15 protein-coding genes are annotated in these 13,872 nt (G+C 72.6%); 9 read left to right on the top strand and 6 right to left on the bottom strand.

Annotated features, from left to right (window positions below; all coding sequences use genetic code 11):
* Positions 1-166 precede the first annotated feature (166 nt).
* Positions 167-1,618, bottom strand: coding sequence for a catalase (locus AC3RJ8_RS10240; protein WP_489712533.1), 1,452 nt, complete (start codon positions 1,616-1,618; stop codon positions 167-169).
* Positions 1,615-2,100 carry a Fur family transcriptional regulator gene (locus tag AC3RJ8_RS10235; RefSeq protein ID WP_489712532.1) on the bottom strand — a complete coding sequence of 162 codons (486 nt, stop codon included), beginning with the start codon at positions 2,098-2,100 and terminating at the stop codon, positions 1,615-1,617. Before AC3RJ8_RS10235 ends, AC3RJ8_RS10240 begins: the two co-directional genes overlap by 4 nt.
* A gap of 297 nt (positions 2,101-2,397) precedes the next feature.
* On the opposite strand from AC3RJ8_RS10235, the gene infC reads away from it, so the two are divergent.
* From infC to AC3RJ8_RS10215, 4 genes are all read left to right on the top strand, one after another.
* Positions 2,398-3,246, top strand: coding sequence for a translation initiation factor IF-3 (gene infC / locus AC3RJ8_RS10230; protein WP_489712531.1), 849 nt, complete (start codon positions 2,398-2,400; stop codon positions 3,244-3,246).
* Positions 3,247-3,347: 101 nt separating this feature from the next.
* Entirely contained in the window at positions 3,348-3,542 is a 195-nt protein-coding gene (gene rpmI / locus AC3RJ8_RS10225; RefSeq protein ID WP_106267914.1) for a 50S ribosomal protein L35, read from the top strand.
* A gap of 62 nt (positions 3,543-3,604) precedes the next feature.
* Positions 3,605-3,988 carry a 50S ribosomal protein L20 gene (rplT, locus tag AC3RJ8_RS10220; RefSeq protein WP_489712530.1) on the top strand — a complete coding sequence of 128 codons (384 nt, stop codon included), beginning with the start codon at positions 3,605-3,607 and terminating at the stop codon, positions 3,986-3,988.
* Positions 3,989-4,032: 44 nt separating this feature from the next.
* On the top strand, positions 4,033-4,908 hold the full coding sequence (locus AC3RJ8_RS10215; RefSeq protein ID WP_489712529.1) for a TrmH family RNA methyltransferase: 876 nt from the start codon (positions 4,033-4,035) through the stop codon (positions 4,906-4,908).
* Positions 4,909-4,953: 45 nt separating this feature from the next.
* On the opposite strand, the gene AC3RJ8_RS10210 is transcribed toward AC3RJ8_RS10215, so the two are convergent.
* Complete coding sequence (locus AC3RJ8_RS10210) at positions 4,954-5,313, bottom strand: hypothetical protein (RefSeq protein WP_489712528.1); 360 nt, start codon at positions 5,311-5,313, stop codon at positions 4,954-4,956.
* A gap of 119 nt (positions 5,314-5,432) precedes the next feature.
* On the opposite strand from AC3RJ8_RS10210, the gene thpR reads away from it, so the two are divergent.
* From thpR to AC3RJ8_RS10190, 4 genes are read left to right on the top strand one after another with little or no spacing between them, the layout of a single operon-like run.
* Positions 5,433-6,101: an RNA 2',3'-cyclic phosphodiesterase gene (thpR, locus tag AC3RJ8_RS10205; protein ID WP_489712527.1), complete on the top strand. Its 669-nt coding sequence runs from the start codon at positions 5,433-5,435 to the stop codon at positions 6,099-6,101.
* A gap of 35 nt (positions 6,102-6,136) precedes the next feature.
* Positions 6,137-7,204: a phenylalanine--tRNA ligase subunit alpha gene (gene pheS / locus AC3RJ8_RS10200; RefSeq protein WP_489712526.1), complete on the top strand. Its 1,068-nt coding sequence runs from the start codon at positions 6,137-6,139 to the stop codon at positions 7,202-7,204.
* Positions 7,204-9,807, top strand: a complete 2,604-nt coding sequence (pheT, locus tag AC3RJ8_RS10195; RefSeq protein ID WP_489712525.1) for a phenylalanine--tRNA ligase subunit beta — start codon at positions 7,204-7,206, stop codon at positions 9,805-9,807. Before pheS ends, pheT begins: the two co-directional genes overlap by 1 nt.
* Positions 9,800-10,645: an SDR family NAD(P)-dependent oxidoreductase gene (locus AC3RJ8_RS10190; RefSeq protein ID WP_489712524.1), complete on the top strand. Its 846-nt coding sequence runs from the start codon at positions 9,800-9,802 to the stop codon at positions 10,643-10,645. The genes pheT and AC3RJ8_RS10190 overlap by 8 nt, the downstream gene beginning before the upstream one ends.
* Here AC3RJ8_RS10190 and AC3RJ8_RS10185 read toward each other — a convergent pair.
* Genes AC3RJ8_RS10185 through AC3RJ8_RS10175 form a run of 3 tightly spaced genes read right to left on the bottom strand, consistent with a single transcriptional unit; the run spans position 10,642 to position 13,290 of the window.
* Complete coding sequence (locus tag AC3RJ8_RS10185; protein ID WP_489712523.1) at positions 10,642-11,421, bottom strand: LLM class F420-dependent oxidoreductase; 780 nt, start codon at positions 11,419-11,421, stop codon at positions 10,642-10,644. The two genes, AC3RJ8_RS10190 and AC3RJ8_RS10185, sit on opposite strands and share 4 nt — an antisense overlap.
* Positions 11,422-11,463: 42 nt before the next feature.
* Positions 11,464-12,261, bottom strand: coding sequence for a methyltransferase domain-containing protein (locus AC3RJ8_RS10180; protein WP_489712522.1), 798 nt, complete (start codon positions 12,259-12,261; stop codon positions 11,464-11,466).
* Between the two features lie 45 nt (positions 12,262-12,306).
* Positions 12,307-13,290, bottom strand: a complete 984-nt coding sequence (locus tag AC3RJ8_RS10175; protein WP_489712521.1) for a quinone oxidoreductase family protein — start codon at positions 13,288-13,290, stop codon at positions 12,307-12,309.
* A 35-nt stretch (positions 13,291-13,325) separates the two neighbouring features.
* Here AC3RJ8_RS10175 and AC3RJ8_RS10170 point away from each other — a divergent pair, with 35 nt between their 5' ends.
* On the top strand, positions 13,326-13,820 hold the full coding sequence (locus tag AC3RJ8_RS10170) for a GNAT family N-acetyltransferase (protein ID WP_489712520.1): 495 nt from the start codon (positions 13,326-13,328) through the stop codon (positions 13,818-13,820).
* Positions 13,821-13,872 lie beyond the last annotated feature (52 nt).

Raw genomic sequence — 13,872 nt, 5'->3', positions numbered from 1 at the left:
CGCGGCCGGCTGAACCTGCGCTCCGCGCCGGGCGGGTGCCTCGTTCCTCGGCCCCCACCCGCTGCTGCGCTCCGGCTCAGCCGGTTCTCGCGCGGCCGGCTGAACCTGCGCTCCGCGCCGGGCGGGTGCCTCGTTCCTCGGCCCCCACCCGCTGCTGCGCTCCGGCTCAGCCGGCAGCGACCTCGGAGCGCAGCTTGGCGCCCAGCTCGGCGTCCACGTTCGTCCAGTACTGGAAGAACCGCTCACGGATCTCGTCGATGGTGATCGACCGGCCCTGGCCGGTGAGGTTCTCCAGGAAGCGCGCCTTGGCGGCGTCGTCGAAGACCTCGCGGTAGAGCGTGCCGGCCTGGCCGAAGTCGTCGTCCTCGGAGTGCAGGGTGTACGCCGAGCGGAGCAGCTCGCCGTCGGTCTCCCAGCTGCCCTCGGAGGCGAGCGCCGGGTCCGCGGCCGGCCCGCCGAACGAGTTCGGCGTGTAGACGGGGTGCTCGGGGCCGTTGAAGTGGTAGGCCATCGGGCCCTGGTGCATGTAGTTGCTCACCGGTGCGGCGTGCGGCTGGTTCACCGGCAGCTGGTTGAAGTTCGCTCCGATGCGGTGGCGGTGCGCGTCGTTGTACGCGAACACGCGGGCCATGAGCATCTTGTCCGGCGAGATGTCCGTGCCGGGCACCTGGTTGCCGGGCGAGAACGCGGCCTGCTCGATCTCGGCGAAGAAGTTGCGCGGGTTGCGGTTCAGCGTGAACGTGCCGACCTTGATCAGGGGGTAGTCCGCGTGCGGCCACACCTTGGTCATGTCGAACGGGTTGAACCGGTAGGTCTTCGCGTCCTCGTACGGCATGACCTGCACCTTGACGTCCCACGAGGGGTGCTCGCCGCGCTCGATCGCCTCGTAAAGGTCGCGGCGGTAGTAGTCGGCGTCCTCGCCGGCGATGCGCTCGGCGTCGGCGGCGGACATGTTCTCCACGCCCTGCTTCGAGATGAAGTGGTACTGGACCCAGAAGCGCTCCCCGGCCGCGTTGATCCACTGGTACGTGTGCGAGCCGTAGCCGTTCAGGTGCCGCCAGGACTTCGACAGCCCGCGGTCGCCCATCAGGTAGGTCACCTGGTGCGCGCTCTCCGGGGACAGCGTCCAGAAGTCCCACTGCATGTCGGCGTCACGTAGGCCGGACGCACCGAGCCGCTTCTGGGAGTGGATGAAGTCGGGAAACTTCATCGCGTCACGCAGGAAGAACACCGGCGTGTTGTTGCCCACGATGTCGAGGTTGCCCTCGGTCGTGTAGAAGCGCAGGGCGAAGCCGCGCACGTCGCGCCAGGTGTCGGGGGAGCCCTGCTCGCCGGCCACGGACGAGAACCGCAGCACGGTCTCGGCCTTGGCGCCGGGCTGGAAGACCGCGGCGGAGGTGTACTGCGAGACGTCCTCGGTGACCTCGAACTCCCCGAAGGCGCCGCCACCCTTGGCGTGCGGGTTGCGCTCGGGGACGCGCTCGCGGTTGAACGAGGCGAGCTTCTCGACCAGGTAGCGGTCGTGCAGCACCGTGGGGCCGTCGGAACCGACCGTGAGGGAGTACTGGTCGCTGCTGACCGGGGTGCCGGTCTGCGTCGTCGTGAACGGGGTCGTCATGGACGTCCTTTCTCGGGGGCTTCTGGGGGGTCGGGTGGTCGGTGGGCCGGGGTGCAGGTGGGGCACAGGCCCCAGAACGTCACCTCGGCGAGGTCGACGGCGAAGCCGCTGGCGTCGCCCGGCGTCAGGCAGGGCGCGCTGCCGACGGTGCAGTCGACGTCGGCGACGGCGCCGCAGCCGCGGCACACGATGTGGTGGTGGTTGTCGCCGACCCGCCGTTCGTAGCGTGCCGGGTGCCCAGCGGGTTCCATGCGGCGCAGGAGGCCCGCGGCGGACAGTGCGTGGAGCGAGTCGTAGACGGCCTGCACCGAGGCGGTGCCGAGGTCGGCGCGCACGGCGCGGACGACGTCGTCGGCGGTCGAGTGCTCGTGGCCGTCGAGCGCGCGCAGCACGGCGAGCCGCACACCGGTCACCCGCAGGCCGGCGCCGCGCAGGAGCTCGCGCTCCGTCGGGGCCGGAGCGGCGGGAGTGGTGCTGGTCATGTCCGCAGCCTAGGGCGTTCTCTGGAATCCTTCCAGTCTGCGAGGGTGACGCACGCGACAGCGGGGACTAGTCCGGGCCTGGCGGTCACCCGGGGGGGATCGTGCTAGTCTCGTGTGTTGACCGACCCGACCGTTCGATCCGTTCGACGGCCGGGTGCCGCAAGTGGAGACATCCCACCCGAGCACCGACGGGTGCCGCGCCGAGAGCGTAGCGCCGACAGGGGCCGGGTCCGGTCGGACGGCGCACGCCGTCCTGCCCCGGTCGTCGACGTCATCCGCGTCGGCGTCACCGGACCGATGGCCTCCACCTGTTCGCTCAGGTCGGGGGCCTTCCTCGTTCCTGGCGGTCTCACGACGAGTTCTAGGAGCATCACCATCAGCGAGCCTCGCATCAACGACCGGATCCGCGTCCCCGAGGTCCGGCTCATCGGCCCGGGCGGGGAACAGGTCGGCGTGGTCGCCACGGGCGTCGCCCTCAAGCTGGCGCAGGACGCCGACCTCGACCTCGTCGAGGTGGCGCCGGACGCCCGGCCGCCCGTGGCCAAGCTCATGGACTTCGGCAAGTTCAAGTACGAGTCGGACATGAAGGCGCGTGAGGCGCGTCGCAAGCAGGCGAACACCCTCCTCAAGGAGATCCGCTTCCGCCTCAAGATCGACCCGCACGACTACGCCACCAAGAAGGGCCACGTCGAGCGATTCCTGTCGGCCGGCGACAAGGTCAAGGTCATGATCATGTTCCGTGGTCGTGAGCAGTCCCGCCCCGAGATGGGTGTCCGGCTGCTGCAGCGGCTCGCGGACGACGTGGCCGAGCTCGGCTTTGTCGAGTCCATGCCGAAGCAGGACGGCCGCAACATGACCATGGTCCTCGGGCCGGTCAAGAAGAAGGCGGACGCCAAGAACGAGCAGCGCAAGCGCTCTGCCGAGGTCAACGCCCAGCGCAAGACCAAGTCCGAGGTCAAGGCCGAGGCCCGCGCCAAGGCCGCCTCGGACGACACGCCGGCCGAGACGCCTGCGCCGGAGGAGACTGCCGCCACGGCCGAGAAGCCCGCACCGGCTGCGGAGCCGGCCACGGCGACCTCGGCTCCCGAGCAGGCCGGGACGGCGGCGCCGCGCCCCGGCCCCAAGCCGCGCCCGCAGGCGGGCTGAACGCTCGACAGACCATCTGGCACCGGGCCGGCGCACCGGCCGCGGTCAGCATCACGTCCCCGCCCTCGGGCGGGTGACCGACACGAGGAGAGACGGCAGTCATGCCGAAGAACAAGACGCACTCCGGCTCCAAGAAGCGCTTCCGGGTGACCGGCAAGGGCAAGCTCATGCGCGAGCAGACGAACGCTCGCCACTACCTCGAGCACAAGTCGAGCCGCCGTACGCGTCGGCTCGCCGTGGACCAGGACGTCGCACCCGCCGACGTCAAGCGAATCAAGAAGCTGCTCGGCAAGTGAGCCTGGCCGGCGGCCGATCCCGCCGGTAGCCCACTTCCGACCCGAACTGCAAGGAGCATCACGTGGCACGCGTGAAGCGGGCGGTCAACGCCCACAAGAAGCGCCGTACGACCCTCGAGCGCGCCAGCGGCTACCGCGGCCAGCGTTCGCGCCTGTACCGGAAGGCCAAGGAGCAGGTCACCCACTCCTTCGTCTACTCGTACCGCGACCGGAAGGCCAAGAAGGGCGACTTCCGCAAGCTGTGGATCCAGCGGATCAACGCGGCGTCCCGCGCGCAGGGTCTGACCTACAACCGCTTCGTCCAGGGCCTCAAGGCCGCGGGCGTCGAGGTCGACCGCCGCATGCTCGCCGAGCTCGCGGTCAACGACATCGCCGCGTTCAACGCGCTGGTCCAGGTCGCGAAGGACGCCCTCCCCGAGGACGTCAACGCGCCCAAGGCCGCCTGAGCCTGCGACGCACCACCCGGACGCCCGGACAAGCCCGCCTGTCGATGCCTCGCATCCCTGACGTGACACTCGCCAACCCGCGAGCCGATCGCGTCAAGCAGGTCAGGGCGCTGTCCGGGCGTTCGGCGCGTTCGAAGCACGGTCAGTTCCTCGTCGAGGGTCCGCAGGGCGTGCGCGAGGCCGTGCGGCACGCCACGGACGACGTCCGCGACGTCTACCTCAGCGAACCGGCCGCGGCCCGGTACGACGAGATCCTCGACGACGCGCGCGACCTGGGTCTGCGGGTCCACGTCGGCGCCCCCGAGGTGCTGGACGCGATGAGCCCCGACGCCCAGGGAGTCGTCGCTGTCCTGCGGGCACGCTCGTGGCCCCTCGCCGCGGTCGTGGCCTCGGTGGCCGGGTCTCGGCAGGAGAGCGGGCGACCGCTGACGGTCGCCGTCCTGGCGACGGTGCGCGACCCCGGGAACGCGGGAACGGTGATCCGCGCGGCGGACGCCGCGGGTGCGGACCTGGTCGTCCTCGCCGGGAAGAGCGTCGACGTGCACAACCCGAAGGTGGTGCGCTCCACCGCCGGGTCGCTGTTCCACCTGCCGGTGGTGACGGGTCCGTCGCTGGCCGAGACGGTGGCCGCCCTCCGCGACACCGGCTGCACGGTCCTGGCTGCCGACGGCGCCGGTGACCACGACCTCGACGACCTGCTCGACGTGGCCGGCCCGGGACAGGCCCGCCCGGAGGGTACGCCTGACCTCGCGGCGTCGACCGCCTGGGTGTTCGGGAACGAGGCGTGGGGTCTGCCCGAGGCCGACCGGGCGTTGGCCGACGCCGTCGTCCGCGTGCCGATCCGTGGCCGGGCCGAGTCCCTCAACCTCGCGACCGCCGCCACCGTGTGCCTGTACGCCTCGTCCCGGGCGCAGCGCTGACGGTCAGCCCCGTGGGGTCGCGGCGCCGCGACCCCACGGGAGTGCTCAGGCCGGGCAGGCGGCGTCGACCGCGGCCGCCACGTCGACCCCCGGCAGCAGGACCTCGGCGTAGTCCTTGAGCACGGCGTTGGCCGTGGAAGTGTCCGTGCGGTGGATCTCCAGGACGGTGCTGAAGGGGATCGTCTCCCCGCTGCCGATCGGGTACTCCAGGCCGTCCTTCGCGACCGCCGGGAGCACGCCGGTGTCGCGCAGCACGCCGACGCCGAACTGCTGACAGGTGACGCCGGCGGGCTTGCCGCCCTGGCCGGCGCCCTCCGGCGGCGCGGCGACCGCCCCGGCCGCGAGGCCGACCGTGGCGAGCGCCGCCAACGCGGCCGAGGCTCCGGTGATGATCGTGCGGTGCATGGCACTGTCCTCTCCTTCGGGGGCTGTACACCTGTTCTTCGGTCGCGAGGGGCCGGACGGATGCACCTCGGACGAGAAAAGTCCTCTGGGCCCTGGTCCGCCGGGCCTACCATCGACGCGTGCGACTCTTCACGGCCGTGTACCCGTCTCCGCAGGCCCTGGCGCACCTCGACCTCGCCCTGGGCGCAGTCGGCGGGGACGCCCTCTCGGACCCGGGCGCCGGGCTCCGCTGGGTGCCCACGGAGCAGCGGCACGTCACGCTCGCCTTCCACGGGTCGGTGCCCGACGGCGCGGTGCCCGGCTACGTCGAGGCGCTCGACGAGGCACTGACGCAGGTCGACCCGTTCCGCCTGTCGTTGGCGGGCAGCGGGACCTTCGGTGGTCGCACGCTGTGGGTCGGGCTGCGCGACGAGGTGTCCGTCCTGCGTCGCCTGGGCGAGACCGTCACCGAGGTCGCCGACGCGGTCGGGCTCCCCGCCGAGGGGCGGGCCACCGGCCGACCTCACCTGACGGTGGCACGCGCCTCGACGTCACGGACGCCGGGGGACCGCAGCGTGTCGCGCGGACGGCGCGACCGGTCCCGCCGTCGTGGTGGACCGGACGCCGAGACGTCCCCCTTCACCGCCTGGGCGCGGGCCCTGGCGGTGTACACGGGACCGGGATGGCCCGTCGACGCGGTCCGCGTCGTCGCCTCGGAGCTGGGTGCCGGTCGCTCCGGCGGCCCGGCCCACCACGACGTCGCAGTCCTGCCGCTCGGCCGGACCGGCGCTGGTGGGCACTTAGACTGACCTCTGCCGCCACGCACAACTCCAGGAAGGCACGCATGTCTGCGCCTGAACCGCTGCCCGACCCTTTGGACACCGCCGCACTCGACGCCGCGGTCGACGCCGCGCTCGCCGATATCGCCTCCGCCGGCGACCTCGACGCGCTCAAGGCCGTGCGCTCCCAGCACGTCGGCGACAAGAGCCACCTGGCACTGGCGAACCGTGCCATCGGCACGCTGCCCGGGCCCGACAAGTCTGCCGCCGGCAAGAACCTCGGACCCCGCAAGGGCCGGGTCGCGCAGGCAGTCGCCGCCCGCCAGGCCGAGCTCGAGGTCGAGCGGGACGAGCAGGTGCTGCGCACCGAGGCCGTCGACGTCACGCTGCCCACCAACCGGATCCCGCGGGGCGCGCGGCACCCGATCGAGCTGCGCCAGGAGCGCATCGCCGACTTCTTCGTCGGGATCGGCTGGGAGATCGCCGACGGCCCCGAGGTCGAGGCCGAGTGGTTCAACTTCGACGCGCTGAACTTCGGTCCGGACCACCCGGCGCGGCAGATGCAGGACACCTTCTACATCGCCGACTCCGACGACGGCGCCACGAGCAACCTCGTCCTGCGGACCCACACCTCACCGGTGCAGGCGCGCACGCTGCTGGACCGTGGTGTGCCGCTGTACATCGCCTGCCCGGGCAAGGTCTTCCGCACCGACGCGCTGGACGCCACCCACACCCCCGTGTTCCACCAGGTCGAGGGGCTGGCGGTCGACAAGGGCCTGACGATGGCGAACCTCGTGGGCACGCTGGACGCGTTCGCCCGCGCCATGTTCGGCCCGGAGGCCAAGACCCGGCTGCGGCCCAGCTTCTTCCCGTTCACCGAGCCGAGCGCCGAGATGGACCTGTGGTTCCCGCAGAAGAGGGGCGGGCCGGGCTGGATCGAGTGGGGCGGCTGCGGGATGGTGCACCCCAACGTGCTGCGCGCGGCCGGCATCGACCCGGAGGTCTACACCGGTTTCGCCTTCGGGATGGGGATCGAGCGCACCCTGATGCTGCGCCACTCCATCGCTGACATGCACGACATCGTGGAGGGCGACATCCGCTTCTCCACCCAGTTCGGGACGGAGATCTACTGATGCCCCGCATCGTCACCGACTGGCTCGCCGACCACGTCGAGCTGCCGGACGACCTCACTGCCGACCAGCTCGCCCACGACCTGGTCAAGGTCGGCCTGGAGGAGGAGGAGATCCATCCCGCGGCCGTCTCGGGGCCGCTCGTCGTGGGCCGCGTCCTCGAGGTCACGCCGGAGGAGCAGAAGAACGGCAAGACGATCAACTGGTGCCTGGTCGACGTCGGCCCGGAGCACAACGCCACGCAGATCAAGGGGGTCGACGACGCCGACGTCCCCACCGGTGGTGCGCGCGGCATCGTCTGCGGCGCGCACAACTTCGGCGTCGGTGACCTCGTGGCCGTCTCGCTGCCCGGCACGGTGCTGCCCGGCGGGTTCGAGATCGCCGCTCGCAAGACCTACGGCCACGTCTCGGACGGCATGATCTGCTCGACCGCCGAGCTGGGCATGGGCGACGACGGCGGGCACGGCATCCTGGTGCTCACCGAGGCCGGATTCGACGCCGCGGACCTCGAGCCCGGCCAGGACGCCGTCGAGCTGTTGGGCCTGGGTGACGAGGTCCTGGAGATCAACGTCACCCCGGACCGCGGGTACGCCTTCAGCTACCGCGGCGTGGCGCGCGAGTACTCCCACTCCACGGGTGCGGCCTTCACCGACCGCGGTCTACCGGAGTCCTTGCCGACGCCGCCGCCCGCAGCGACGCCCGACGGGTTCGCCGTGGAGGTCGACGACGCCGCACCCCTCGACGGCCAGGTCGGGTGCGACCGGTTCGTCACCCGGATCGTGCGGGGCATCGACCCGTCGGCCCCGACCCCGGCGTGGATGAAGCGTCGCCTGGAGGGGTCGGGCATGCGGTCCATCTCCCTGGCCGTCGACGTGACCAACTACGTCATGCTCGACCTCGGCCAGCCGCTGCACGCCTACGACCTGGGCCAGGTCGCCGCACCGGTCGTGGTGCGCCGGGCGGCAGCGGGGGAGCGGCTGACGACGCTCGACGACGTCGACCGCACCCTGGACGGCGAGGACCTGCTCATCACCGACTCGCCCCAGGGCGCCCGCGGTGCACGGGTCCTCGGGCTGGCCGGTGTGATGGGCGGCGAGTCCTCCGAGGTCTCGCAGACCACCACGGACGTGCTCGTCGAGGCTGCGCACTTCGACCCGGTGAGCATCGCCCGCACGGCGCGACGGCACCGGTTGCCCTCGGAGGCGGCCAAGAGGTTCGAGCGCGGCGTCGACCCCCGGCTCCCGGCCGTCGCGGCCCAGCGCGTGGTGGACCTGCTGGTCGAGCTCGCCGGCGGCACGGCCGACGCTGCCGTCACCGACCTCAACCACACCACGGCGCCGCCGAAGATGGCGCTGGACGTGACGCTCCCGTCACGCATCGCGGGCGTGCCGTACACCCGCGACCAGGTGGTCGGCATCCTGCGCACCATCGGGTGCACGGTGACCGAGGGTCCTGCGGGGTACGTGAACGTCACGCCCCCGACCTGGCGCCCCGACCTGACCGAACCGGTGACCTTCGTCGAAGAGATCCTGCGGGTGGCCGGCTACGACGAGATCCCCTCGGTGCTGCCTGCCGCCCCGGGGGGCCGGGGCCTGGACCTGTCCCAGCGCACCCGCCGCTCGGTCGCGCGGGCGCTCGCCGAGTCGGGCCTGGTCGAGGTGCTGACCTACCCGTTCATCGGCGACGCGGACCTCGACGCCCTCGGCCTGCCCGCCGACGACGCGCGACGCCGGGCGTTGCGGATGGCCAACCCGCTGGCCGACGACAAGCCGCTGCTGCGTACCAACCTGCTGGTGACGCTGCTGGAGGCGGCGCGGCGCAACGTCTCGCGCGGGCTGACCGACGTCGCGGTCTTCGAGATCGGGCTCGTCACCCGCCCGACGGCGGACGCCCCGGGCGCGCCACAGCTCCCGGTGGCGGTGCGGCCCACGCCGGCCGAGCTCGACCGGCTCGCGGCGGCGGTTCCCGACCAGCCGCGCCGGGTGGCCGGCGTGCTGACCGGCAACGCGTTGCCAGCCGGCTGGTGGGGCGAAGGCCGTCCGGTGGACTGGGCCGACGCCGTCGAGGCCGCCCGGCTGGTGGCCCACATCGCCGACGTCGAGGTCACCGTGGAGGCCGACGCCGACCACATGCCCTGGCACCCCGGCCGGTGCGCACGGATCATGCTGACCGACGGGACTCTCGTGGGCCATGCCGGCGAGCTGCACCCCAAGGTGCTCGAGTCGCTGGGACTGCCTCCGCGCACCTGTGCGTTCGAGGTGGACCTGTCGGTGCTGCTGGATGCCGCCAGCGGCGAGCCGGTGGCCGCGCGTCCGGTCTCGTCCTTCCCGGTGGCCAAGGAGGACTTCGCGTTCGTGGTCGACGCCGCCACCCCGGCCGCGGACGTGCGTGCCGCCGTCGTGGCCGGTGGGGGCGACCTGCTGGAGGACGTCACCCTGTTCGACGTCTTCACCGGTGCCCAGGTCGGCGAGGGCAAGAAGTCGCTGGCCTACTCGCTGCGGCTGCGGGCCGCCGACCACACGATGTCGGCCGAGGAGGTACGTGCGGTGCGGGACGCCGTCGTCGCCTCGGCCGCCGAGCGGGTGGGGGCCGAGCTGCGTGGCTGAGGTCCCCGATTCCCGGACCGCCCTGGTGACGGGCGCGACCCGCGGCATCGGCCGCGAGGTCGCGCTCGGTCTGGCTGGCGCGGGGCTCGATGTCGCCCTGCTGGCGCGTGACACCGCCCGGCTCGAGGAGGTCGCCGGCGAGGTGCGCGCCCTGGGCCGGACCGCCGTCGTGCTGACCTGTGACGTCACGGACGAGGCCGCGGTCCGGTCCGCCGTGGCGCAGGCTGAGGCTCCCGTGAGCGACGGCGGGCTCGGGTCGGTGGACCTGCTGGTCAACAACGCCGGTCGGATCGATGCCGAGGTTCCGCTGTGGGAGGCCGACCCGGACGAGTGGTGGTCCGTGCTGGAGACCGACGTGCGTGGCCCGTTCCTGCTCGCGCGGAACGTCGTCCCCGGCATGCTGTCCCGGGGCGGCGGACGCGTCGTCGACCTCAGCAGCGGTGCCGGGACGCACGACATGGCGGTGGCGAGCTCCTACAACGTGAGCAAGACGGCGTTGCTCCGGATGGGTCACCACCTGCACGCCGCGGGACACGCGGACGGGCTCCGGGTCTTCGAGGTGGCGCCGGGCACGGTCGCGACCGATATGACGGCATCGATGCCGATGCATGCCGACCGCACCGAGTGGACGCCCGTGGAGCGCACCGTGGAGATGGTCGTCGCCATCGCCGGCGGTGCCCTGGACGGGTGCTCGGGCTGGTACGTGCGGGTCACGCACGACACGCCGTCGTCGTTGCGCGAGATGCTCGCCGCCGGTACGGGGCCGACGGCGCGTCACCTGCGTGTGCTGCCTGCCGCCCAGGACGACCCGCTCGGTGAGGACCTGACGGGCCGCTAGCGTCGTGCGTCGCGCCAGGCGACCCACTGCTGCACGAGGTCCAGGTCGAAGTCGGGGCCGCTGGTGCCGATCGTGAAGAGCGTCGCACCGGCGTCGACGAGCCCGTCCGCGACCTCCTGCGGCGGCCGCTTCACCCCGATCGACCGCTCGACCTCGGTGGCGGTGTCGCGGCCCACGTCGGCTCCGTGCGCGTCCAGCACCTGCGACTTGTGGCGCAGCGTGGCGGCGTCGCCGAACGAGTGCCAGACGTCGGCATGCTCGGCGACGAGCCGCAGCATCTTCTTCTCCCCGCCGCCGCCGATGAGCAGCGGGATGTCGCGGGTGGGGGCGGGGTTGCCCGCCGCCAGGCGTGCACGCACGCGCGGCAGGGCCGCGGCGAGGTCGGCGATACGGGTGCCGGCCGAGCCGAACTCGTAGCCGAACTCGCGGTAGTCCTTCTCGGCCCATCCGGCGCCGATGCCGAGGATCAGGCGCCCTCCGCTGATGTGGTCGACCGTGCGGGCCATGTCCGCCAGCAGGTCCGGGTTGCGGTAGCCGTTCCCGGTGACCAGCGCGCCGATCTCCACTCGTTCGGTCTGCTCCGCCCACGCGCCGAGCATGGTCCAGCACTCGAAGTGCTTCCCGTCCGGGTCGCCGGACAGGGGGAAGAAGTGGTCCCAGTTGAACACGATGTCGACGCCGGCGTCCTCGGCGCGCAGGACGGTGTCGCGGATGGTGGCGTAGTCGCCGTGCTGCTGTCCGAGCTGGTAGGCGATGCGCAGGGGTCGTGAGGCCATGCGGGCACGCTAGCGCGCGGTGGGTTCCGACTCAACGGTCGGTCAACCGGTGCGGGTCGCCACGGCGAAGACGCGGCGGAACTCCAGGGGTGTCCCGAAGGCCCGCGGCGGGTAGGCGTCCCGCAGGGCGGCGCCGTACTCGGCCTCGAACGCCACCCGCAACGTGGTGCCGTGGGCGTCGTCGTGCGCCGTCAGGGCCTGCAACGTCGGCTGTGCGCCGGTCGCCGAGATCCACCGCAGCACGGGGTCCGGCCCGTCGAGGACGTGCGTGTAGGTGGTCTCCCAGGCGTCGACGGTCCAGCCGGGCGCGGCGAGGAGGTCCAGGTACTCGGCGGGGTCGGCCGTCGCACGTCGTGGCACCGGCCCGACGACGGCGGCGTACGGCGAGCGGGCCGCGACCTCCCGGAGCAGACGATGGCCGGGGGCGTCGTGGTTGCCGGGTACGTGGAACCCGAAGACCTGGGCGGCTGTCGCGGCCAACGGTGCGAGGAGCTCGCGGTGGCCCGGGACCCACTGCAGTGCCGCGTTGCTGATGACGAGGTCGGCACCTGTCGGCGAGACGTGCCCGGCGGCGTAGTCCCGCAGGTCGGCGCGCTGGTACTGCGCTCGGGGATCGGTGTTGTCCGCCGCCGCCCGTTCGATCATGGCGGGCGAGTCGTCGATGCCGACGATGTCCGCGTGGGGCCACCGTGCGCGCAGCAGCGCGGTGAGATGCCCGGGACCGCAGCCGAGGTCGACCACGCTGTCGGGCTCCGCGGCGACGCGCCCGAGGAGCTCCGTGAACGGACGGGACCGCTCGTCGGTGTACCGCAGGTAGGCGGTGGGGGACCAGTCGGGCACGGCAGGCTCCTTTGACGTCAAGTGTCTTGACGTCAAGATATACCGCTACGGCAGGAGGAGCACCTTGCCCGTGGTCGCCCGGCCCTCGAGGGCGGCGTGCGCGGACGCGGCGTCCGCGAGCGGGTAGGTCGCCCCGACCCGTACCTCGAGGTCGCCGTCGGCCGCGGCGCCGAGCACCTCGCCCGCCCGCCACTCCAGCTCCGCGCGGGTCGCGGTGTAGTGGGCGAGCGTCGGGCGCGTGACGTACAGCGACCCGCCGCCGTTGAGCCGCTGCAGGTCGAACGGCGGCACCTGTCCCGACGCGCCGCCGAACAGCACCAGGGTGCCGCGCCGGCGCAAGGACGCCAGCGAGGCGTCGAACGTGGCGGCGCCGACGCCGTCGTACACCACGTGCACGCCGGCTCCGTCGGTCAGCTCGTGCACGACGGCCGGAAGCTCCGTGGTGAGGTCGTCCATCGCCTCGTAGTCGATGGTGTGGGCGGCACCTGCTCCCGACGAGAGTGCCGCCTTCTCCGGCGACGACACCGTCGTGATGACCCTGCCGCCCCGTGCCGTGGCGAGCTGTGTCGCGAGGATCCCGACGCCGCCGGCGCCGGCCGTCAGGAGGACGTCGTGACCCAGGCCGACCTCGAAGGTCGAGGCGACCAGGTAGTGCGCCGTCATGCCCTGCAGGGGGAGGGCCGCGGCCGTCGTCAGGTCGAGGCCGGCGGGCACGTGCACCGCGACGTCGGCGTCGACCACCGCGAGCTCGGCGTACGACCCGGGAGCCTGGTGCCAGGCGACGCGGTCGCCGACGGTGAACCCGTCCACCTCGGGGCCGCTGGCCTCGACCGTGCCCGAGCCCTCCACGCCGACCACGTGCGGGTACTCCATCGGGTAGACGCCGGAGCGGCGGTAGGTGTCGATGAAGTTCACCCCCGCCGCGGCCACCCGCACGAGCAGCTGTCCCGGCCCGGGCTCCGGGTCGGGACGCTCGGTGTGTTCCAGGACTTCGGGGCCACCCGCCGCGCGGGCCACGACTGCACGCATGGTCCGAGCCTACGACCCGCCCGTAGGGTGGCGCGGTGACCCTGGAGATCCGCACCGCGACCCGTGACGACTGGCCCCGCATCTGGCCCGTCGTCGAACCGGTCGTGCGGGCCGGCGAGACCTACGCCTACCCGCTCGACCTGACGTCCGAGCAGGCGCGCGAGCTCTGGATGGAGCGCCCGCCCGGGCGGACGGTGGTGGCCGCGGACGAGGGCGAGGTGCTCGGCACCGCGAAGATGGGGCCCAACCGCCCGGGGAACGGCGACCACGTCGGCACGGCGTCGTTCATGGTCGCCGACGCCGCGCGGGGCCGGGGCGTCGGCCGGGCGCTGGCCGAGCACGTGATCGGCTGGCATCGCGAGCAGGGGTACCGCGGCATCCAGTTCAACGCCGTGGTCGAGTCGAACAGGGCGGCCGTGCGGTTGTGGCGTTCGCTCGGGTTCGAGATCGTCGGGACGGTTCCCGGGGCGTTCCACAGCCCCGTCGCAGGGTTCGTCGGGCTGCACGTGATGTATCTGCCGCTGCGCTGACTCGGGCGGGGACCGCATCGTGAAACACCTGTCGGCGATCTGCATAGGTATG

The sequence above is a fragment of the Isoptericola sp. MSGPD8_1_ISO-PGPR-S23-394 genome, from assembly GCF_058072785.1.
Note: the sequence above shows the minus strand (reverse complement) of the source record. Positions and strands in the feature narration are given on the sequence as shown.

What these genes read in the sequence shown, in the direction of transcription:
- AC3RJ8_RS10240 (WP_489712533.1), bottom strand. Translation starts at nt 1,618, where the DNA reads ATGACGACCCCGTTCACGACGACGCAGACCGGCACCCCGGTCAGCAGC.
- rpmI (WP_106267914.1), top strand. Translation starts at nt 3,348, where the DNA reads ATGCCGAAGAACAAGACGCACTCCGGCTCCAAGAAGCGCTTCCGGGTG.
- pheT (WP_489712525.1), top strand. Translation starts at nt 7,204, where the DNA reads ATGCCCCGCATCGTCACCGACTGGCTCGCCGACCACGTCGAGCTGCCG.
- AC3RJ8_RS10175 (WP_489712521.1), bottom strand. Translation starts at nt 13,290, where the DNA reads ATGCGTGCAGTCGTGGCCCGCGCGGCGGGTGGCCCCGAAGTCCTGGAA.
- infC (WP_489712531.1), top strand. Translation starts at nt 2,398, where the DNA reads ATGGCCTCCACCTGTTCGCTCAGGTCGGGGGCCTTCCTCGTTCCTGGC.
- AC3RJ8_RS10235 (WP_489712532.1), bottom strand. Translation starts at nt 2,100, where the DNA reads ATGACCAGCACCACTCCCGCCGCTCCGGCCCCGACGGAGCGCGAGCTC.
- pheS (WP_489712526.1), top strand. Translation starts at nt 6,137, where the DNA reads ATGTCTGCGCCTGAACCGCTGCCCGACCCTTTGGACACCGCCGCACTC.
- AC3RJ8_RS10210 (WP_489712528.1), bottom strand. Translation starts at nt 5,313, where the DNA reads ATGCACCGCACGATCATCACCGGAGCCTCGGCCGCGTTGGCGGCGCTC.
- AC3RJ8_RS10185 (WP_489712523.1), bottom strand. Translation starts at nt 11,421, where the DNA reads ATGGCCTCACGACCCCTGCGCATCGCCTACCAGCTCGGACAGCAGCAC.
- AC3RJ8_RS10215 (WP_489712529.1), top strand. Translation starts at nt 4,033, where the DNA reads ATGCCTCGCATCCCTGACGTGACACTCGCCAACCCGCGAGCCGATCGC.